The organism is Nocardioides pymetrozini (assembly GCF_046058985.1).
GTDB lineage: Bacteria > Actinomycetota > Actinomycetes > Propionibacteriales > Nocardioidaceae > Nocardioides.
In genome coordinates, this window is the sequence record NZ_CP175556.1 from 2258264 (window position 1) to 2277950 (window position 19687).

Annotated in this window: 21 protein-coding genes; 13 read left to right on the forward strand and 8 right to left on the reverse strand. The window is 72.1% G+C overall.

Annotated features, from left to right (window positions below; translation table 11 throughout):
* A complete protein-coding gene (locus ACJ5H2_RS11075; protein WP_408895438.1) occupies nt 1-678 on the reverse strand; it encodes a response regulator transcription factor in 678 nt (225 codons plus the stop codon).
* Nucleotides 679-760: 82 nt separating this feature from the next.
* Entirely contained in the window at nt 761-1996 is a 1236-nt protein-coding gene (locus ACJ5H2_RS11080; RefSeq protein WP_408895439.1) for a cytochrome P450, read from the reverse strand.
* 169 nt (nt 1997-2165) lie between these two features.
* Between ACJ5H2_RS11080 and ACJ5H2_RS11085 the strand changes: the two genes are divergently transcribed.
* The gene (locus tag ACJ5H2_RS11085; RefSeq protein WP_408895440.1) at nt 2166-3329 is read left to right on the forward strand and encodes a steroid 3-ketoacyl-CoA thiolase; all 1164 of its coding nucleotides are present in this window, start codon (nt 2166-2168) and stop codon (nt 3327-3329) included.
* Nucleotides 3330-3519: 190 nt separating this feature from the next.
* Nucleotides 3520-4455, forward strand: coding sequence for a type IV toxin-antitoxin system AbiEi family antitoxin domain-containing protein (locus tag ACJ5H2_RS11090; protein WP_408895441.1), 936 nt, complete (start codon nt 3520-3522; stop codon nt 4453-4455).
* A 112-nt stretch (nt 4456-4567) separates the two neighbouring features.
* On the opposite strand, the gene ACJ5H2_RS11095 is transcribed toward ACJ5H2_RS11090, so the two are convergent.
* Nucleotides 4568-5449, reverse strand: a complete 882-nt coding sequence (locus ACJ5H2_RS11095; RefSeq protein WP_408895442.1) for an SDR family oxidoreductase — start codon at nt 5447-5449, stop codon at nt 4568-4570.
* Between the two features lie 87 nt (nt 5450-5536).
* Between ACJ5H2_RS11095 and ACJ5H2_RS11100 the strand changes: the two genes are divergently transcribed.
* The 8 genes from ACJ5H2_RS11100 (at nt 5537) to ACJ5H2_RS11135 (ending at nt 11136) form a co-directional block, all read left to right on the forward strand.
* Nucleotides 5537-6310, forward strand: coding sequence for an enoyl-CoA hydratase family protein (locus ACJ5H2_RS11100; RefSeq protein WP_408895443.1), 774 nt, complete (start codon nt 5537-5539; stop codon nt 6308-6310).
* Nucleotides 6307-7206: a CoA transferase subunit A gene (locus ACJ5H2_RS11105; RefSeq protein ID WP_408895444.1), complete on the forward strand. Its 900-nt coding sequence runs from the start codon at nt 6307-6309 to the stop codon at nt 7204-7206. Before ACJ5H2_RS11100 ends, ACJ5H2_RS11105 begins: the two co-directional genes overlap by 4 nt.
* Nucleotides 7203-7985: a CoA-transferase subunit beta gene (locus ACJ5H2_RS11110; RefSeq protein WP_408895445.1), complete on the forward strand. Its 783-nt coding sequence runs from the start codon at nt 7203-7205 to the stop codon at nt 7983-7985. The genes ACJ5H2_RS11105 and ACJ5H2_RS11110 overlap by 4 nt, the downstream gene beginning before the upstream one ends.
* On the forward strand, nt 7978-9045 hold the full coding sequence (locus tag ACJ5H2_RS11115) for an NAD(P)H-dependent flavin oxidoreductase (RefSeq protein WP_408895446.1): 1068 nt from the start codon (nt 7978-7980) through the stop codon (nt 9043-9045). The genes ACJ5H2_RS11110 and ACJ5H2_RS11115 overlap by 8 nt, the downstream gene beginning before the upstream one ends.
* Nucleotides 9046-9131: 86 nt before the next feature.
* Nucleotides 9132-9350 carry a hypothetical protein gene (locus tag ACJ5H2_RS11120; protein WP_408895447.1) on the forward strand — a complete coding sequence of 73 codons (219 nt, stop codon included), beginning with the start codon at nt 9132-9134 and terminating at the stop codon, nt 9348-9350.
* 56 nt (nt 9351-9406) lie between these two features.
* Nucleotides 9407-10309, forward strand: a complete 903-nt coding sequence (locus tag ACJ5H2_RS11125; protein WP_408895448.1) for a hypothetical protein — start codon at nt 9407-9409, stop codon at nt 10307-10309.
* Nucleotides 10306-10683 carry a GntR family transcriptional regulator gene (locus ACJ5H2_RS11130; RefSeq protein ID WP_408895449.1) on the forward strand — a complete coding sequence of 126 codons (378 nt, stop codon included), beginning with the start codon at nt 10306-10308 and terminating at the stop codon, nt 10681-10683. The genes ACJ5H2_RS11125 and ACJ5H2_RS11130 overlap by 4 nt, the downstream gene beginning before the upstream one ends.
* Nucleotides 10684-10761: 78 nt before the next feature.
* On the forward strand, nt 10762-11136 hold the full coding sequence (locus ACJ5H2_RS11135) for a hypothetical protein (protein WP_408895450.1): 375 nt from the start codon (nt 10762-10764) through the stop codon (nt 11134-11136).
* A gap of 25 nt (nt 11137-11161) precedes the next feature.
* Here the strand turns inward: ACJ5H2_RS11135 and ACJ5H2_RS11140 are convergent, their stop codons facing one another.
* The 3 genes from ACJ5H2_RS11140 to ACJ5H2_RS11150 are packed head-to-tail and all read right to left on the reverse strand — an operon-like array spanning nt 11162 to nt 14395.
* Nucleotides 11162-12328, reverse strand: a complete 1167-nt coding sequence (locus tag ACJ5H2_RS11140) for an acetyl-CoA C-acetyltransferase (protein ID WP_408895451.1) — start codon at nt 12326-12328, stop codon at nt 11162-11164.
* A 40-nt stretch (nt 12329-12368) separates the two neighbouring features.
* A complete protein-coding gene (locus ACJ5H2_RS11145; protein WP_408895452.1) occupies nt 12369-13172 on the reverse strand; it encodes an SDR family oxidoreductase in 804 nt (267 codons plus the stop codon).
* Nucleotides 13173-13177: 5 nt separating this feature from the next.
* The gene (locus ACJ5H2_RS11150) at nt 13178-14395 is read right to left on the reverse strand and encodes an acyl-CoA dehydrogenase family protein (protein WP_408895453.1); all 1218 of its coding nucleotides are present in this window, start codon (nt 14393-14395) and stop codon (nt 13178-13180) included.
* Nucleotides 14396-14492: 97 nt separating this feature from the next.
* On the opposite strand from ACJ5H2_RS11150, the gene ACJ5H2_RS11155 reads away from it, so the two are divergent.
* The 3 genes from ACJ5H2_RS11155 to ACJ5H2_RS11165 are packed head-to-tail and all read left to right on the forward strand — an operon-like array spanning nt 14493 to nt 17529.
* Nucleotides 14493-15641, forward strand: a complete 1149-nt coding sequence (locus tag ACJ5H2_RS11155) for an acyl-CoA dehydrogenase family protein (protein WP_408895454.1) — start codon at nt 14493-14495, stop codon at nt 15639-15641.
* The gene (locus ACJ5H2_RS11160) at nt 15638-16537 is read left to right on the forward strand and encodes an acyl-CoA dehydrogenase family protein (RefSeq protein WP_408895455.1); all 900 of its coding nucleotides are present in this window, start codon (nt 15638-15640) and stop codon (nt 16535-16537) included. The genes ACJ5H2_RS11155 and ACJ5H2_RS11160 overlap by 4 nt, the downstream gene beginning before the upstream one ends.
* On the forward strand, nt 16537-17529 hold the full coding sequence (locus ACJ5H2_RS11165; protein WP_408895456.1) for an acyl-CoA dehydrogenase family protein: 993 nt from the start codon (nt 16537-16539) through the stop codon (nt 17527-17529). Before ACJ5H2_RS11160 ends, ACJ5H2_RS11165 begins: the two co-directional genes overlap by 1 nt.
* Before the next feature lie 22 nt (nt 17530-17551).
* Here the strand turns inward: ACJ5H2_RS11165 and ACJ5H2_RS11170 are convergent, their stop codons facing one another.
* Nucleotides 17552-18919, reverse strand: a complete 1368-nt coding sequence (locus tag ACJ5H2_RS11170) for a trypsin-like serine peptidase (RefSeq protein ID WP_408895457.1) — start codon at nt 18917-18919, stop codon at nt 17552-17554.
* Between the two features lie 59 nt (nt 18920-18978).
* On the reverse strand, nt 18979-19641 hold the full coding sequence (locus tag ACJ5H2_RS11175; RefSeq protein WP_408895458.1) for a flavin reductase family protein: 663 nt from the start codon (nt 19639-19641) through the stop codon (nt 18979-18981).
* Nucleotides 19642-19687 lie beyond the last annotated feature (46 nt).

The following is a 19687-nucleotide window of genomic DNA, read 5'->3' on the forward strand; positions in this document are numbered from 1 at the left end:
TCAGCCCCCGTCGCTCGCGAGCCGGTACCCGGCGCCGCGGATGGTCTCGATCGCCTCGCGCCCGAACGGCCGGTCGACCTTGTTGCGCAGGTGCCGGACGTAGACCTCGACGATGTTCGGGTCCCCCTCGAAGTCGCCGTCCCACACCGCGTCGAGGATCTGCCGCTTCGAGACGACATCGCCCTTGTGCCGGGCGAGGAAGGCCAGGACCGCGAACTCGCGGGCGGTCAGCGCGATCTCCTCGTCCCCGCGGTGGACCCGCCGGGCGGCGGGGTCGACGACCAGGTCGCCCACCTCGAGCGCCGTGGGCCGCTCCCGCGCGCCCCGGCGGACGACGGCCCGGAGCCGGGCGACCAGCACGGGGAAGGAGAAGGGCTTGGTGAGGTAGTCGTCGGCGCCGGTGTCGAGGCCCTCGACCTGGTCCCACTCGCCGTCCTTGGCGGTCAGCATCAGGATCGGCGTCCAGTTGCCCTCGGCGCGGAGGGTCTCGCAGACCTTGTAGCCGTTGATGCCGGGGAGCATCAGGTCGAGCACGATCGCGTCGTACGGGTTCTCCCGGGCCAGCCACAGCCCGTCGGTCCCGTCGTGGGCGACGTCCACGGCGAAGCCCTCGGCGCCGAGCCCGATCTCCAGGGTGCGCGCGAGGCGCCGCTCGTCGTCGACGACCAGCACGCGCATGCGACCTCCCGGGCAGGACGAAAAGACGGTCAGGGTGGCCCCATTGTCACGGAGCCACCCTGAACCTGCGCTGAAGAGTCGGTCAGGCGTAGTTGACCTGCATCTCCTTGATGGCGTTGAGCCAGCCCGAGCGCAGCCGCCGCGGCTCGCCGGCCAGCGAGATGTTCGGGGCCAGGTCCGCGATCGCGTTGAAGATCAGGTTGATCTGCAGGCGGGCCAGGTTGGCGCCCAGGCAGTAGTGCGCACCGTGGCCGCCGAAGGCGACGTGCGGGTTGTGCTCGCGCTTGATGTCGAACCGGAAGGGGTCCTCGAAGACGGACTCGTCGAAGTTCGCCGAGGCGTAGAACAGGCCGACGCGGTCGCCCTTCTTGATCGCCTGCCCCGCGAGCTCGGTGTCCTGCCTCGCGGTGCGCTGGAAGACGGTGACCGGTGTCGCCCAGCGGACGATCTCGTCGATCGCGGTGTCGGGCCGCTCCTTCTTCCACAGCTCCCACTGGTCGGGGTGCTCGAAGAAGGCGTGCATGCCGTGCGTGGTGGCGTTCCGGGTGGTCTCGTTCCCGGCGACCGTCAGCAGGATCACGAAGAAGCCGAACTCGTCGTTGGTCAGCGCCCCGTGGTCGTCGTCCTGGCCCACGCTGATCAGCTTGGTGACGATGTCGTCCTGGGGGTTGGCGCGACGCTCGTTGGCGAGCTGGTCGAAGTAGCCCAGGATCTCCATGGACGCGATGGCCGGGTCCGCGTCGATCTCCGGGTCGTCGTAGCCCATCATCTGGTTGGACCACTCGAAGAGCTTCTTCCGGTCCTCCTGGGGCACGCCGAGGAAGTCGGCGATCGCCTGCAGCGGGAGCTCGGCCGCGAGGTCCTCGACGAAGTCGCCGCTGCCCTTGGCGACCGCCTGCTCGACGATCTCGTACGCGCGCTCCTTCAGCGCGTCCTTGAGCGAGGCGATGACGCGCGGGGTGAAGCCGCGCGACACGATGCCGCGCATCTTGGTGTGGCTCGGCGGGTCGTGGTGGATCAGCATCGCGCGCTGGACCTCGACCTGGTCGCGGGTCATGTCGGGGGCGAACCGGATGATCACGCCGTTCTCGGCGGTGGACCAGTTCTCGTTGTCCTTGGAGACCTGGCGCACCTCCTCGTGGCGGGTGCACGCCCAGTAGCCGGTGTCGAGGAAGCCCGCGCGGGCCTCGGGGACCTGCTCGACCCAGCGGATCGGCTCGTTGGCCCGCAGGGCCCGGAACTGGTCGTGGGGCAGGGCCACTTCGTTGATGTCGGGATCGGTGGGATCCCATCCCGCCGGAATGATGAGCTCGGTCACGCCCTGAACCTTTCACTGCTGGACAGCCATGAGGGGTGGAACACGTTCTAGGGCCACCGTACAAAGCATCGCACCAATACGAAAGCCTTTCGTGAAAGTACTTTCGCGGTCCGGGACGGCCCGCGACCGAGGGTAGAACGTGTTCTACTTGTGGTGCTACCGTGCACCCATGGGCACCCCCGTCATCGTCGAAGCGGTCCGCACTCCCCTCGGCAAGCGCAAGGGCTGGCTCGCCGGCCTCCACCCGGCACAGACCCTGGGCTTCGTCCAGGCCGAGGTGCTCCGCCGCGCGGGCCTCGACCCGGCGCTGGTCGAGCAGGTCGTCGGCGGCTGCGTCACCCAGGCGGGCGAGCAGTCCAACGACGCCGTACGACGGGCCTGGCTGTACGCCGGTCTCCCCCAGGCGACCGCGGGAACGGCGCTCGACGCGCAGTGCGGCTCCGGACAGCAGGCCGCCCACCTGGTCAACGACATGGTCGCCGCGGGCACCATCGACGTCGGCATCGCCTGCGGCGTCGAGATGATGTCGCGCATCCCGCTCGGCGCGAACGTCCCGCCGGGCCTGGGTGACCCGCGGCCGGCCGACTGGTCGATCGACATGCCGAACCAGTTCGAGGCGGCCGACCGGATCGCCAGGAACCGCGGCCTCAGCCGCGCCGACCTGGAGGCCCTGGGCCTCGCCTCGCAGGCCAAGGCCCGGGTCGCCGTCGACGAGGGCCGGTTCAAGCGCGAGATCGCGCCGATCGAGGCGCCGGTGCTCGACGAGTCCGGCCAGCCGACCGGCGAGACCCGCATCGTCGACGCCGACCAGGGCCTGCGCGACACCACCGCCGAGGGCCTCGCCGGGCTCCGCCCCGTGCTCGAGGACGGCCTGCACACCGCGGGCACCTCCTCGCAGATCTCCGACGGCGCGGCCGCCGTACTGATCATGGACGAGGACAGGGCCCGCTCCCTCGGCCTCACGCCGCGCGCCCGGATCGTCTCCCAGTGCCTGGTCGGCTCCGACCCCTACTACCACCTCGACGGCCCCATCGACGCCACCCAGCGCCTGCTCGACCGCACGGGCATGACGATCGGCGACCTCGACCTCTTCGAGGTCAACGAGGCCTTCGCGTCCGTCGTCCTGTCGTGGGCCGGCGTCCACGGCGTCGACCTGGACAAGGTCAACGTCAACGGAGGCGCCATCGCCCTCGGCCACCCCGTCGGCGCCACCGGCGTCCGCCTCATCACCACCGCCCTCCACGAGCTCGAGCGCCGCGACCAGTCCACCGCGCTGATCTCGATGTGCGCCGGCGGGGCGATGGCGACGGGGACGATCATCGAGCGGATCTGAGGGCGGAGACAGTTTCACCGGCCGGCCGGTGAAACTCACGCTTGGACGAAGAAGGATCATCGTCCAAGCGTGAGTTTCGTCGTCCAGGCTCGCCCTCTGTCCACAGCGCGCTCGGCCGCCGTACCTCGCTGTCCACAGGCCGTCGGTACGCACCGGGCGGGAGAAGCGCGAACGGGGCACCCTGTCGCTCATGCTCGAGTACCTCGTGGACGCCCAGGGCATCCTGCTGCGCCGTGACGCCCTGGCCGTCGGCTTCGACGACAACGCCCTGCGACGGGCCGTCCGCGCGGGCATGCTGGTCCGCATCCGGCAAGGCTGCTACGTGCTGCGCGAGCGCTGGGAGCAGGCGGACCGCGTGGAGCGCCACCGGCTGCTCCTCGACGCCGTACGCCAGCTGTACGACGACACCGTCGCGGCCTCCCACATCAGCGCGTGCATCGAGCAAGGCGGTCCGAACTGGGGACTGGACCTGTCAGCCGTGCATCTCACGAGCCTGCGCGCGAAGGGCGAGCGGTCTGGTGCGCGTGTGATCCACCACCGTGGCGAGGTCCTGGTCGACGACATCTCGCGCGACGAGCGCGGCTGGATCACAGCTCCGACGCGAACCGCGCTCGACACCGCGACGCTCATCTCCCAAGAGGCAGGCGTTGCCGTGCTGGACTGGTACGTCCAAGCCGGCCACACGTCCATCGACCAGCTCTACGCCCTCTTCTCGCGGATGCGGACCTGGCCGGACACCCTGGGGCTTCACCGGGTCCTCGTGTTGGTCGACGGCAAGGCGGAGTCTGTCGGCGAGACCCGCGCCCGCCTGCTCATGCGCGCCCAGTCCGTGCCCGCTCCGATCGCGCAGTTCGAGATCAGGCATCCGAGTGGGCGCGTGGCCGGGCGGGTCGACTTCGCATGGCCGGCGTACAGGGCGATGGTGGAGTTCGACGGGGCGGTGAAGTACCACCGCTACCGCCGGCCCGGCGAGACGATCGAGGACATGGTGATCCGCGAGAAGCAGCGCGAGGACCTACTGCGCGAGCTCACCGGCTGGACGATGGTCCGGATCACCTGGGCAGATCTTGCCCGGCCGACCGAGACCGCGGCCCGCATCCTGCGGGCGATGCGCCTGGCGGCCTGAGTCCCGTCCGTCACTCCCGTCACGGCCTGGACGACGAAACTGTCCCCTGGACGATGAAGTTTCATCGTCCAAGCGTGAGTTTCACCGGCCGGCCGGTGAAACTGTCTCCGGCTCAGCTCCCGTACACCGGCTCCGGCACCGGCGCCTCGGCCAGCAGCTCCCGCAGGGCGGGACCCACCTTCTCCGCCTCCCAGCGGCTGCCGTTGTCGCGGGACGGGCCGTGCACCCATCCGTTCTCGACGGTGATGACGGAGCCGTCGATCTCGATCACGCGGCCGGTGACGTCGCCGGCCTCCTCGGAGGCGAGCCAGGCGACGACCGGGGAGTTGTCCTCGGGGAGCGCCATCGCGGAGGTGTCGAAGGCGCCCTCGGTCATCCGGGTCTTGGCGACGGGTGCGATCGCGTTGACGGTGACGCCGTACCTGCCCATCTCGGCGGCCGCGACCAGGGTCAGGCCGGCGATGCCGGCCTTGGCTGCGGAGTACGTCGCCTGGCCGATCGAGCCCTGGAGCCCGGCGCCCGAGGAGGTGTTGATCACCCGGGCGGTCCGCGGGCGCCCCTCCTTGGCCTCGGCGCGCCAGTAGGCTCCGGCGTGCCGAAGCGGCGCGAAGTGGCCCTTGAGGTGCACGCGGACGACGGCGTCCCACTCCTCCTCGCTGGTGTTGACGAGCATCCGGTCGCGGACGAAGCCTGCGTTGTTGACGAGGATGTCCAGGCCGCCGAAGGTGTCGATCGCCTGGCGCACCATGGCCTCCGCCGCGGCGAAGTCCGCCACGTCGGCTCCGTTGACCACGGCCTCTCCCCCGCTCGCCTCGATCTCGGCGACGACCTCGTGAGCGGGCGTCTCCTGGGTGCCCTCGCCGGCGAGCGACACGCCGAAGTCGTTCACGACGACCTTGGCGCCGTGCCGCGCCAGCTCCAGTGCGTGCGCGCGTCCGATGCCTCGTCCCGCGCCGGTCACGATGGCGACCCGACCTTCCAGCAACCTGCTCACTTCGGTCTCCTCTGCGACGTCTCGTCCTGGGTCCCGACTCGGGACACGGGACACGATACCAAGCAAATGCTTGGTAGCATGACGGCCATGACAGTCACCAGCGAGTTGCGGCCGGACGGCATCCGCGTCGTCACGATGAACGCTCCCCCGGTCAACGCCCTCACCGTCCAGGGCTGGTTCGACGTCGCCGCGGCTCTCGACGAGGCCAGCGCCGACCTGGCGACGAAGGTCGTGGTCCTGCGCGCCGAGGGCAAGGGCTTCAACGCGGGCGTCGACATCAAGGAGATGCAGAACACCACCGGCTTCGACGCCCTGCTGGGCGCCAACAAGGGCTGCTTCGCCGCGTTCAAGGCTGTCTACGAGTGCGCCGTGCCGGTCGTCGCGGCCGTCAACGGCTTCTGCGTCGGTGGCGGTGTCGGCCTGGTCGGGAACGCCGACATCGTGGTCGCCAGCGAAGACGCCTACTTCGGCGTGCCGGAGGTGAACCAGGGCGCGCTGGGCGCCGCCACCCACATGGCGCGCCTGGTCCCGCAGCACCTGATGCGCACCCTCTACTTCACCGCGCGCACCATCCCGGCCACGGACCTGGTCGCCTTCGGGTCGGTCCTCGAGGTGGTGCCGCGCGAGCGCCTCGACGAGGCGGCGTACGCCGTCGCGGGCGAGATCGCCGCGAAGAACACCAAGGTGATCCGCGCGGCGAAGGAGGCCCTCAACGGCATCGACCCGGTCGACGTGAACAAGTCCTACCGCTGGGAGCAGGGCTTCACCTTCGAGCTCAACCTGATGGGCGTCAGCGACGAGCTGCGCGACGACTTCGCCGGCACGAGCAAGGCGGCGAACAGCGCGGAGGGTGCCCGATGAGCGCCAGCCGCAGGCCGCGTGACAAGCGGATGTCGATCGACGATGTCATCGGCAGTCTCGAGAGCGGGATGACGATCGGCATCGGCGGCTGGGGCCCGCGCCGCAAGCCGATGGCGCTGGTCCGCGCGCTGTACAACTCCGACCTGACCGACCTGACGGTCGTCAGCTGGGGCGGCGCCGACGTGGGTCTGCTCGCACGCGCGGGCAAGATCCGCAAGCTGGTCTACGCCTTCGTCTCGCTCGACACGGTCCCGCTGGAGCCCAACTTCCAGCGCGCCCGCCAGAGCGCATCCATCCCGGAGATCGTCGAGCTCGACGAGGGGATGTTCCAGACCGGGCTGAAGGCGGCCGCCGAGCGGCTGCCGTTCCTGCCGATGCGCGCGGGCCTCGGCTCCGACGTCCTGGTCAACAACCCGTGGATCCGCACCGTCACCAGCCCGTACGACGAGGGTCACGGCCACGAGGAGCTCGTCGCGGTCCCGGCCCTCCGGCTCGACGCGGCGCTGATCCACCTCAACCGCGCCGACCAGCACGGCAACGCGACCTACCTGGGCCCGGACCCGTACTTCGACGACCTCTTCGCGATGGCGGCCGAGCGGACCTATGTCAGCGTCGAGCAGGTCGTCGACACCGCTGGCCTGACGGTCGACACGCCCGTCCAACGGCTGCTGCTCAGCCGGATGATGGTCTCCGGCGTCGTCGAGACCCCGAACGGCGCCCACTTCACCACCTGCACCCCCGACTACGAGCGCGACGAGCGGTTCCAACGCGCGTACGCCGCCGCGGCCTCCGGCTCGGACGAGGAATGGCAGGCCTTCCACGACCGCTTCCTCGCCGGCGACGAGGCGTCCTACCAGGCCGCCGTCCAGGCCTTCACCGAGGAGACCGCGAAGTGAGCGCCCCCACCACCGAGCCCACCGCGCCGCAGAGCACCCGCGCCGACGTGTGCGCCGCCGCCATCGCCGACGCCTTCAGCGTGGACGGCGAGATCTTCGCCAGCCCGATGGGGCTGCTGCCCACGCTCGGCGTCCGGCTCGCGCGGCTGACGTCCAATCCCGACCTGGTGATCAGCGACGGCGAGTCCCTCTTCCTCGGCGGCACGCCGCCGCTCGGCGGCAAGGACGTCGTCGAGGGCTGGATCCCCTTCCGCCGCGTCTTCGACGTCGTCGCCTACGGAAAGCGTCACGTGATGATGGGCGCGACCCAGGTCGACCGGCACGGCAACCAGAACATCTCCGCGATCGGGTCCTTCGCACAGCCCAAGCGCCAGCTGCTCGGCTCCCGGGGCGCACCCGGCAACACCGTCAACAACCGCACCTCGTACTGGGTCCCGAAGCACTCCCCCCGCGTCTTCGTGGAGCAGGTCGACATCGTCTCCGGCGTCGGGCCCGCCCGCGCCAAGGCCGCCGGCCCGGGTGCCGCGCGGTTCAACGACATCCACCGCATCGTCAGCAACCTCGGGGTGTTCGACCTGGGCGGAGCCGGCGACACCGTCCGCCTCGTCTCGGTGCACCCGGGCGTCAGCGTCGACGAGGTCGTCGCCGCGACGGGCTTCACCCTCGAGCTGCCCGCCGAGGTGCCGCAGACCCGCGAGCCGTCGTACGAGGAGCTGCTGATCATCCGCGAGATGCTCGACCCGAAGGGGCTCCGCTTCAAGGAGGTGCCGAATGATTGACCAGCAGATCCGCACGCCGTTCACCGACCTGGTCGGCGTCCCGCACCCGGTCGTGCAGACCGGGATGGGCTGGGTCTCCGGCCCACGGCTCGTGTCCGGCACCGCCAACGCCGGCGGCCTCGGCATCCTCGCCTCCGCGACGATGACCTTCGCCGAGCTGGAGCAGGCGATCATCGAGGTCAAGGGCCGCACCGACAGGCCCTTCGGCGTCAACCTGCGCGCCGATGCCGGCGACGCGGCCGACCGATGCCGGCTGCTCATCGAGCACGGTGTCAAGGTGGCGTCCTTCGCGCTCGCGCCCAAGCCGGAGCTGATCGCGACGCTCAAGGAGCACGGCATCGTCGTGATGCCCTCGATCGGCGCGGCCAAGCACGCCAAGAAGGTCGCCGGCTGGGGTGCCGACGCCGTCATGGTCCAAGGTGGCGAGGGCGGCGGGCACACCGGCGCGATCCCGACCACCCTGCTGCTGCCGACCGTCCTCGACGCCGTCGACATCCCCGTGATCGCGGCCGGCGGCTTCTTCGACGGGCGCGGACTCGCAGCGGCGCTGTCCTACGGCGCCGCCGGGGTCGGGATGGGCACCCGCTTCCTGCTCACCCGCGACTCCGCGGTCCCCGACGCGGTCAAGGAGCTCTACCTGTCGAAGGGCCTCGCCGACACGGTCGTCACCACGAAGGTCGACGGCATGCCCCACCGGATGCTCCGCACCGATCTCGTCGCCTCGCTGGAGGAGACCTCCGCGGTCCGACGCCTCGGTCCCACGGCCCGGCGCACCCTCGAGTTCAAGCGGTCCTCCGGCATGTCGTGGACGCAGCTGCTCAAGGACGGCCGCGCGATGCGCAAGGCGCAGGGACGCACCCTGGGGCAGATGGCGCTCGCCGCGAACACGCCGACGATGCTCCGCGCCGGCCTCGTCGAGGGCGACACCTCCGCCGGCGTCCTCGCCAGCGGCCAGGTCGTCGGCGTCATCGACGACCTGCCCTCGTGCGAGGAGCTGGTCGAGCGGATCGTCCTCGAGGCCGCCGCCGCGCTGAAGAGGGCCTCCTCGTACGTCGTGTGACCCCGGTGCGGCCATCGGGACGGGGACAGCGAGCCGTCCCGGGAACTGTCGGACCGCTCGCCTAGAGTCCGCCAGGTGAGTCGCCGATGAGCAAGATGGATGCAGTGCGCGCGATGCGCGAGGCCCGCTACGCGGAAGCCCAGGCCCGCGCCGGTGGCGCGATGCCGCGCAAGAGGGCCGCCCGGCCGGCCGCGGCGCCGGCGCAGGATGAGACCGACGCTGGCCTGTGCGGGCACCGCAACATGAGCGGTCGCACCTGCACCCGGGAGCGCGGCCATGCCGCGAAGACCCACCGTTACTCCTGAGAGGTTTTGTATCAGATCTTGTGTTGCTTCAAGACCGATCTATGTAGCATGCAGAGGTGGACACAGCCGGCGTAGAGCTCAGCCGCATCGAGGCTATGGGAGCCGGCGGCCTGGTCTGCCTAGTCGGGGTGGCGTGGCTGCTCGCACCGCGGTGGACACGCTCGGCCGGCCGTGACTTCGCCCGTCAGTACGGGGTCCAGATCTCCCCGGAGTTCCTCGGCGAGTTCGAGCGCGAGCAGGTCCGACGGGCTCGGCTCACCATGATCATCAGCCTTCCCGGACTGCTGCTCTTTCTCGTGACCATGGGAGAGCATTCCTTCCTCGCCATGGCTGCGCCTGGACTGCTGGCGCTCCCCGTGTTGGCCGAGATGATCCGGCGCGTCGCGCGGGCGGGCAGTGAGTTCACGGCCGCGCCCGGCCGCCCGGGCCTCGCTCGAACGCGGACGCCCGGAGTGCTCGACTACCTGGACCGCCGCGTCGTCGTGGCCCATGCAGCGCAGGCGGGCATCGGCCTCACCGCCATCGGCAGCGCGCTCGTCACGGCGAGTCGGACCGGATGGGCTCCGGACGCCGCGGGCGCAGCGGTGACCGGCCTGCTGATCGCGGTCGTCGCAGTGGTCGGCCCCGTGGTCTGGCACCTCGAAGTCGGACGTCCCCAGCGCGCGACTGACGCCGCCCACCTCTACCTGCAGGACGCGTGGCGCGCCGACGCGATGAGGTCCGCGTCACTCCTGGCCGGACCGGGCACCCTGACCGCCCTACGGCTGCAGGACCCGTCTTCATCGTCCTCGCTGGCCCTCGCCGCTGTTCAGCTTGTCCTCCTGGCCGCCTCAGCCACGTGCCTGCTCATCGACCTCGACCCTGAGACGCCCCGCTTCCGCAAGCGCCTGTGGCCCACACTGGCGCCCGGCGAGGTGTTGGTGCCCGGACAGTCGATCGCGGGGCGCGGGGCGGCATGATCACCCTCGACCCGTCCGAGCCGACGCCGCCCTACGAGCAGATCCGCTCCCAGCTCGCCGGACTCATCGGACAGGGCGAGCTCACCCCCGGCACCCGGCTGCCCACGGTCCGCCGCCTTGCTGCGGACCTGGGCGTGGCCACCAACACCGTGGCAAGGGCCTACCGCGAGCTCGAGCAGGCGGCCTTGATCGAGACTCGGGGACGCGCCGGCAGCTTCGTCTCCGGCCCGAGCCTCGAACAGGAGGCGCAGCAGGCGGCGACGGCCTATCTCCACCGGATGCGGGCTCTCGGTGTCAGCGCTGCCGACGCCGTGCGCCTTGTGCAGCGGGTCGCCGGCCCGGCGGGCTCCGGCACGCCGGCTGCCGGGACCTGACCCGGAGCCCGGGGATCGGGTTCGCGCGCCGACGGATCCGGTGTCGAGGGGACCGGCGCCACTGGATATCCTGATCGCGTGAACCAGCCGTCGCAGCCCGGCCCCGGACCACGCGCCGGAGCGGCCCGCCGGCGTCACCTGATGGACCCGAGCGCCCCTCGCAAGGAGCCGGACCCGAGGGACATCGAGCGCCTCCAGCGCGTCCAGCGCCGGGTGGTCTCGGTCCTGGTGGTCACCACGATCCTGCACCTGTCCGTGGGCTTCGTGATCGCGGCCGACCACGTCGCCGAGGACCGGCTGGACGCCAGGATCGGGCTCAACGTGATCGCGGCGGCCTTCATGGTCGGCGGCATCGCGGCGACCCTGGCGATCAACGGCCGCACGTGGCGCTCGCCGTGGCTGCTGCTCGGCCTGGTCCCCGGCATCGTCGGGATCTGGTGGACGGTGCTCTGAGCGCGCACCTGCGCGCCGGGGACGCTCAGCCCAGGCGCTCGATGATGGTCACGTTGGCCTGGCCACCGCCCTCGCACATGGTCTGCAGCCCGTAGCGGCCGCCCGTGCGCTCGAGCTCGTTGAGCAGGGTGGTCATCAGGCGCGCGCCCGTGGCGCCGATCGGGTGGCCGAGCGCGATGCCGCCGCCGTTGACGTTCACCTTCTCGTGCGGGGCGCCGGTCTCCTTCATCCAGGCCAGGGCCACGGAGGCGAACGCCTCGTTGCACTCGAAGAGGTCGATGTCGTCGACCGTCATGCCCGCCTTCGCCAGCGCGTGCTTCGTCGCGGGGATGGGGCCGGTGAGCATCCACACCGGGTCGTCGCCGCGCACCGAGAGGTGCACGACCCGGGCGCGCGGGGTCAGGCCGTGGTCCTTCACGGCCTGCTCGGAGGCGACGAGGATCGCGGCCGAGCCGTCACAGATCTGCGACGCGACGCCGGCGGTGATCCGGCCGCCCGGCGCCAGCGGCTCGAGGCCCGCCATCTTCTCCAGCGAGGTGTCGCGCGGGCACTGGTCGGTGTCGAAGACCGAGCCGTCCTCCATCGGGTACGGCGCGATCTCCGCCGCGAAGCGACCCTCGGCGATCGCCGCGCGGGCCCGCTCGTGCGAGGCCAGCGCGAAGCGCTCCATGTCCTCGCGGGAGATGTCCCACTTCTCCGCGATCATCTCGGCGGAGCGGAACTGGCTGACCTCCTGGTCGCCGTACCGCTTGAGCCAGCCCGGCGACTCCGCGAACGGTGTGGTGAAGCCGTACTGCTGTCCGACCAGCATGGCGGCCGAGATCGGGATCGCGCTCATGTTCTGGACCCCGCCCGCGACGACGAGGTCCTGGGTGCCCGAGAGCACGCCCTGGGCCGCGAAGTGGACGGCCTGCTGGGAGGATCCGCACTGCCGGTCGATCGTCACCCCCGGGACGTGGTCGGGCAGGCCGGCGACCAGCCAGGCAGTGCGCGCGATGTCGCCGGCCTGGGAGCCGATCGTGTCGCAGCAGCCGAGGATGACGTCGTCGACGGCGCCGGGGTCGATGCCGGTCCGCTCGACCAGCGACGCGAGCGTGTGCGCGGCGAGGTCGGCGGAGTGGACGCCGGCGAGCGCGCCGCCGCGCTTGCCCACGGGGGTGCGCACCGCGTCGACGATGTAGGCCTCGGCCATGGGGAACTCCTTGCTCAGAGGGATCGGAGGAAGAGACGGGTCAGGCGTGCTGGCTGCTCACCGAGACGACCTCGCCGGTCAGGTACGACGCGTAGTCGCTGGCGAGGAAGACCATCACGTTGGCCACCTCCCAGGGGGCGGCGGCACGGCCGAAGGCCTCGCGCTGCTTGAGCTCGACCAGCAGCTCGGGCGAGGTCACCTTCTCCAGGAAGGGGTGCATGGCCAGGCTGGGCGAGACCGCGTTGACGCGGATGCCGTGGGGGGCCAGGTCGAGGGCCGAGCACCGGGTCAGCGCCATCACCCCGGCCTTCGCGGCGGCGTAGTGGGCCTGGCCCTCCTGGGCACGCCAGCCGATGACGGAGGCATTGTTGACGATCACGCCCCGCTTGCCCGCGGCGACGAAGCGCCGGCCGACCGCGCGGGTGGCGCGCATGGTGCCGGTCAGGGTGATGTCGATGACCCGGTTCCAGGTCTCGTCGGTCACCTCGAGGATCGAGTCCGTGCCCCCGAGGCCGGCGTTGTTGATCATCACGTCCACGCCGCCGAACTCCTCGGCCGCGTCAAGGAGGGCGTGGACGTCCTCCTCCTTCGTCACGTCGCAGACCAGCTGGCGGACCCGCTCCGCCCCGAACTCCGCGGCCAAGGCGTCCTCGGCCTCCTTCAGCCGGCGCTCGTGGGTGTCGCTGAAGACCACTGCCTTCGCGCCCTCCTCGAGCGCCCGGCGTACGACGGCGGCGCCGATGCCCGCGCCGGCCGCGGCGGTCACGACGACCACCTTCCCGGCGAGGAGGTCGTGGCCCGGGACGTAGTCGGGGGTGGGCTGCTCGGGTCGCATCGCAGTCATCGGGTTCAGGCTCCCTTGGGTTCGCGCGGAAGGCCGAGGACCTTCTCGGCCAGGATATTTCGCTGGATCTCGTCGCTGCCGCCGTAGATGGTGTCGGCTCGCGAGAAGAGGAAGAGGCGCTGGTGCTCGTCGAGGTCGTACGGCGCATCGCCGCCGCGCGTGAGCAGGCCGTCACGCCCGGCCACGTCCATCGCGACCTCGCCGAGGGTGCGGTGCCAGGTGGCCCACGCCAGCTTGAAGATCGAGCCCGCTCCCCCGCCGGCCGCCGAGTCCTGACCGCCCTCGACGAGCGCCAGCGCGCGCAGCGCGAAGCTGCGGATGACGGCGAGCTCGGCCTTCAGGGCCGCCAGCCGGTCCCGGACCACCGGGTCGTCGATGGATCCGTTCTCCTTGGCCCGCGCGACGACGCTCTCCAGCTCGCGCGCGAAGCCGACCGTCTGGCCCAGGGTCGACACGCCGCGCTCGAAGCCGAGCAGGCCCATCGCGACACCCCAGCCACGTCCCGGCTCGCCGACGACGAGGTCGGCGGCGGTGCGCGCTCCGGTGAAGAAGACCTCGTTGAACTCCGAGCCTCCGGTGAGCTGCTCGATGGGGCGGACCTCGACGCCGTCCTGGCGCAGGGGCACGAGGAGGAAGGACAGTCCGTGGTGGCGTGAGGACCCGGCCTCGGTGCGCGCCACGACGAAGCACCAGTCGGACAGGTGCGCCAGTGAGGTCCAGACCTTCTGGCCGTCGATCACCCACTCCGGCTCCCCGCTCGGCCCCGCCTCGAGCCGGGCCCGGGTCTGCACGTTCGCCAGGTCGGAGCCGGCGCCGGGCTCGGAGTAGCCCTGCGCCCACAGCTCCCGCACGCCGACGATCTCGGGCAGGAACCGGCGCTGCTGCTCCGGCGTCCCGAACGCGATGAGGGTGGGACCGAGCAGCTGCTCGCCCAGATGGTTCACGCCCGCGGGCGCGTTCGACCGGGCGTACTCCTCGTGGAAGATCACCTGCTGCCACAGCGAGAGCCCGCGGCCGCCGTGCTCGGTCGGCCAGCCGACCGCGGTCCAGCCGTGCTCGGCCAGGTGGCGGTTCCACGCCAGGCGCTCGTCGTGCGCCTCGTGCTCGCGGCCCGGACCGCCGAGGCCCCGCAGCTGCGCCCACTCGCCGACCAGGTGGTCGCCCAGCCACTGCCGGATCTCGGCACGGAACGCGCGGTCCTCCGGCCCCTCGGTGAGGTTCATGGCTGGTACTCTACCAAGCAAATGCTTGGTTCGGGCAGCGCCCGCGCCTACATTTCAGTCACGACGACGCAGCGCCGACGAGGAAGCACGAACTGACATGGATCTCGAACTGAGCGAGTCCGAGCTGGCCTTCCAGGCCGAGGCCCGGGCCTGGCTGGCGGCGAACGTGCCGGCCGAGCCGCTCCCCTCGCTGGACACCCCCGAGGGCTTCGTCCTGCACCAGGCCTGGGAGGCGAAGCTCTCCGCCGACCGCTGGTCGGTCGTGTCGTGGCCGCGGGAGTACCACGGGCGCGAGGCTTCGCTCGTGGAGTGGGTCGTCTTCGAGGAGGAGTACTACCGCGCCGGCGCCCCGCTGCGCGTCTCGCAGAACGGGATCTTCCTGCTCGCCCCGATCATCTTCGAGCACGGGACCCGGGAGCAGCAGGACCGCTTCCTCCCCACGATGGCGACCGGCGAGCGGATCTGGGCCCAGTGCTGGAGCGAGCCGGAGGCCGGCTCCGACCTGGCGTCCTTGAAGTCCACCGCCCGTCGCGACGACGAGCGCGGCGGCTGGGTGCTCAACGGCCAGAAGATCTGGTGCTCGCGCGCGGCGCTCGCCCACTGGGGCTTCGGTCTCTTCCGCAGCGACCCCGAGGCGCAGAAGCACGCCGGCCTGACCTACTTCCTCTTCCCGCTCGACGCCGCGGGCGTCACCGTCCGCCCGATCGCCCAGCTCGACGGCGAGGAGGGCTTCGCCGAGGTGTTCTTCGACGACGTCTTCGTCCCGGACAGCGACGTGCTCGGCGCGCCCGGCGACGGGTGGCGCGTCGCGATGAGCACGGCCGGCAACGAGCGCGGCCTGTCCCTGCGCTCGCCCGGGCGGTTCACGGCCGCCGCCGACCGCCTGCTCGCCCTGTACGACGAGCACCCCGACCCACGGCTCGCCGACCGCGTCGTCGACGCCTGGCTGCGCGCCGAGGCCTACCGGCTCTACACCTGGGGCACCGTCACCCGGCTGCGCGACGGCGGCGACGTGGGAGCCGCCGGCTCGGTCAACAAGGTCTGGTGGAGCGAGCTCGACGTGGCCCTGCACGAGACCGCGCTCGACCTCCTCGGCCCGGACGCCGAGCTCGAGTCGAGCTGGCTCGACGGCTACACGTTCTCGCTGTCCGGCCCCATCTACGCCGGCACCAACGAGATCCAGCGCAATATCGTCGCCGAGCGGATCCTCGGCCTGCCCCGCGAGCCCAAGGGAGCTTCCAAGTGAGGTTCGAGCTCACCACCGACCAGCAGGACTTCGCGACGGCGCTCGACGCCCAGCTCGCGGCATCCGACACCGTCGCCGCGGCCCGCGCGTGGGCCGCGGGCGAGCACGCCGCGGGGCGGCGGCTGTGGGAGCGCCTGGGCGAACAGGGCCTGAGCATGCTCGCCACCGAGGCCACCCCCGTCGAGCTGTGCGTCGCCTTCGAGGCGCTCGGCCGGCACGCCGTCCCCGGGCCCTGGGTCGAGGCCGCGGCGTACCTGCCCGTCGCGCTCGGCGGCGAGGTGGAGGGCATCGCCACGGTAGCCGTGCCGCCGCACGTCCCCCACGCCCTCGACGCGGACGTCGCCGACCGCGTGTACGTCGCCGGGCCGGACGGGCTCCACGAGGCCGTGGTCGGCGACCGGCTGCTCTCCGTCGACCGCTCGCGCCGGCTCTTCGAGGTGAGCGTGGGGGGACCCGCCACCGCCGCGGACCTCGACGCCGCGTTCGACCTGGCCGTGCTCGCCACGGCGGCCGAGCTCCTCGGGGCCGGTGAGCGGGTGCTGGCCGACGCGGTCACCTACGTGAAGCAGCGCCGGCAGTTCGGACGCGAGATCGGCTCCTACCAGGCGATCAAGCACAAGCTGGCCGACGTGCGGATCGCCCTCGACTTCGCCCGCCCGCTCCTGTTCGGCGCGGCGCTCGACCCGACGCCCCGGGCGGTCTCGGCCGCCAAGGTCGCCTGCGCCGACGCGGCCTACCTCGCCTCGCGCACGGGCCTGCAGGTGCATGGCGCGATCGGCTACACCCAGGAGTTCGACCTCAGCGTCTGGCTCACCCGGATCCGGGCGCTGGTGACGGCCTGGGGAACGCCGGCGTACCACCGCGCGCGGATCCTCGACACGCTGCGGAGCGCATGATGAGGTTCGCGCTCAGCGAGGAGCAGGCCGAGCTCGCGACAACCGTCCGCGCGCTGCTCGACCGGCGGGCCGACTCCGCCGCCGTGCGGGCCGCCTCCACCTCGGAGACCGGCCACGACGAGGCGCTGTGGGCGACCCTGTGCGAGCAGATCGGCGTCGCCGCACTCGCCGTTCCGGAGGAGTACGACGGCGTCGGGGCGAGCTTCCTCGAGACGGCGATCGTCCTCGAGGAGCTGGGCCGCTCGCTCGCACCCACCCCGTTGCTGGCAACGACGGTCGCCATCGAGGCGCTGCTGGCCGGCGGCACCGCCGAGGCCAAGGCGCACCTGCTCCCGCGCCTCGCGGCCGGTGAGATCGGCACGATCGCCCTCGACGACGGTCCGGTGCTCGACGGCGACCGGGCCGCCGTGGTGCTCGCGGTCCGGGGAGACGACCTGGTCCAGGTCACCGGGGCGGGCGCGGCCTGGACGGAGTCGATGGACCAGAGCATCCGGCTGGCCCGGCTCGACCTGGCCGGCGCCGAGCTCACCGTCGTCGGGGACGGCTCTGCCGCCCGCGCGCGCGCCGAGCTCGTCGGCGCCGCCGCCGTCGCCGCGCTCGCCGTCGGCCTGTCCGAGCGGGCGCTCCAGATGACGCTCGCCTACCTGAAGGAGCGCGTGCAGTTCGGTCGGCCGATCGGCTCCTTCCAGGCGCTCAAGCACCGGATGGCCGACCTGCTGGCCCGGGTCGAGATGTCCCGCTCGGCGAGCTGGGCGGCGTCCTACGCCCTCGCCGACCCGGCGACCGAGCCGGCCGAGGCGGGCTTCCTGACCCATGCCGCGACGTCGTACGCCGTGGAGACGGCCGCCCTGGCCGCCAGCGAGTGCGTCCAGCTGCACGGCGGCATCGCGATCACCTGGGAGCACGACGCCCACCTGGTCTTCAAGCGGGCCCACGCCCTCGGGCAGCTGTTCGGCGCGCCGCACCGGCACCGGGCGGCGATCGACCTGTGAGCGGGGCCGCGCTCGGCGCGGGTCAGCCCAGCGGACTGGTGCAGCGCGTCGCGCTCACCACGCTCGGCGAGCGGTCCAGCGGCAGCGGGCAGGGGCCGACGGTCACCGCGACGGGCCTGCTGTGCGCGCGGCCCTTCCGGACCTTGACGCGGTACCAGCGCGTGCCGGGCGGCGGGGCCTGGGCGAAGACCGCCGAGCCACCCCGGACCCGCGCCCGGGCGACCCGCTGCCAGCCAGCGCCCGGGGAGTCCCGCACCTGCAGCACGACCCGGCGCACCCGCCGGGTCCGGGCGACGAGCTGGTAGGACTCGCCGAAGCCCACCGAGGCTGCGGTGGCGGACAGCCGGAGGCGCTGCCTGCGCGGCTTCGCGCGCCGACTGTCGACGGAGCCGGACGCGACGGGCCGGGCGCCGTCCGGGCGGGCGCTCACCGGACGCGCAGCGGTCCGGGCCGCGGCCAGGAGCGGCTCGATGCTCGCGTCGAAGGGCATTGCCAGCAGCAGCGGCGGCCCCGACAGGGTGCGCCGCGAGGTCACCGCGAACACGAACCCGGTGTCGGCGCTCGCCATCCGGAGGAACCACGGCCCGCCGCTCGCGCCGCCGGTCATCGGGCAGGCGATCTGCGCGTCGCCGCTCTGCTGGGCCGGGGTCGTGGAGCCGACGCACTCCTGGCGGGTCTCACCGTCGTACGGCGCCTGGGCGGGCCAGCCCACCACCCGCACGCCGTCCTCGCGGAGCGGGTAGTTCCAGGCGAGCCCGTTGCCGCCCACGACGTCGACCAGGTTCGCGCCGCCCTGGGGGGCGAGCGCCACGAAGGCCTGGTCGTGTCCGTCCGCCTCGTCCTGGATCCAGGCCTGCTGCGTGATCGCTCGCACGCCCGACCAGCGCCCGTACGGCGCGAGCCCGCGGTCGTAGGCCGGCACGAAGGCGAAGTCGGTGAAGTAGTGCCGTGGCCGGCAGAACAGCACGCAGCCGTCGTGGGTGCTGAACACGCAGTGCCCGGCGGTGACGATGAGATTGCGCTCCGGCGTGTTGACCGAGGCGGCGGAGCACACGTAGCCCTTGCCGTCTGCAGGGTCGCGGAAGAACAGCTTGCCGGTGCTGCGCAGGCCGGGCGAGGCCTGGGCGCTCGCTGCCGATGCGCCGCGCCCGGCGAGGTCGTCCGCCGCGATCTTGCGGCCGGACGCGTCGAGCTCGAGGGGCACGGCGGCGCGCATCCGTCGTCGGGTCCAGTAGCCGCTCCCGCCGGGGTTGCTCAGCGTCTCGACGACCGCGCCGAGATCGGGGCCGGGGCGCGGCGGGTCCGCGGTGGTCGCCGTCGCCGCGTCGGCCGGCCAGCCGAGCAGGGCGGCGACGAGGACGACACCGCCCCACGCCCTGAGCATCCTCATCGATCCCCCCGAACCGGTCGACCTGTCTCGACGGTCTCAACGTCCGGGCTCGGCCCAGGTCACGAGTCGGTGGTGCGGTAGCGCCCCTGGAAGTAGAGCAGCGGCTCGACGACGCGCGCGTCCGCGGCGTGCTGCTCGAGATGCTCGACCCGGCCGACCACGATGTAGTGGTCGCCCCCCTCGTAGACGGCGTGGATGGTGCAGTCGAGGTGGGCCAGGGTGCCGTCGATGACGGGCGACCCGGTCGCACGCGCGGGCGACCACCCGATGCCCGCGAACTTGTCGGCCCCCTTGGTCGCCATCTGTGCCGAGACGTGCTCCTGGTCGGCGGCGAGGATGTTGACGCAGAAGCGGCCGGAGCGCTGGATCAGCGGCCAGGCACGCGACGAGCGCGCGGGGATGAAGGTGACCAGCGGCGGGTCCAGCGAGACGCTCGCGAAGGACTGGCAGGTCATGCCGACCGGCTCGTCGCCGCTCATCGTGGTGACCACGGTGATCCCGGAGGCGAAGCAGCCGAGCACGTCGCGGAAGCGGCGGGCCGCGGCCTGGGCCTGCGGGTCGTCGTGGACCGCGACCTCCTCGCCGGGGCGCAGCTCGAAGTCCACCTCGGCGTCGCCGAGCCAGGACTGGATCAGCTCCGGATGCGGCCAGGTCTCACGCGCGTCCGCGCTGATGCCCTCGGGGATGTCGCCGCGGCGCGGGTCCTGGTTGTCTGCCGACACGCCCCCCACGCTAGTGGTCGTCTCGGACGAGGTCGCCATCGTCTCG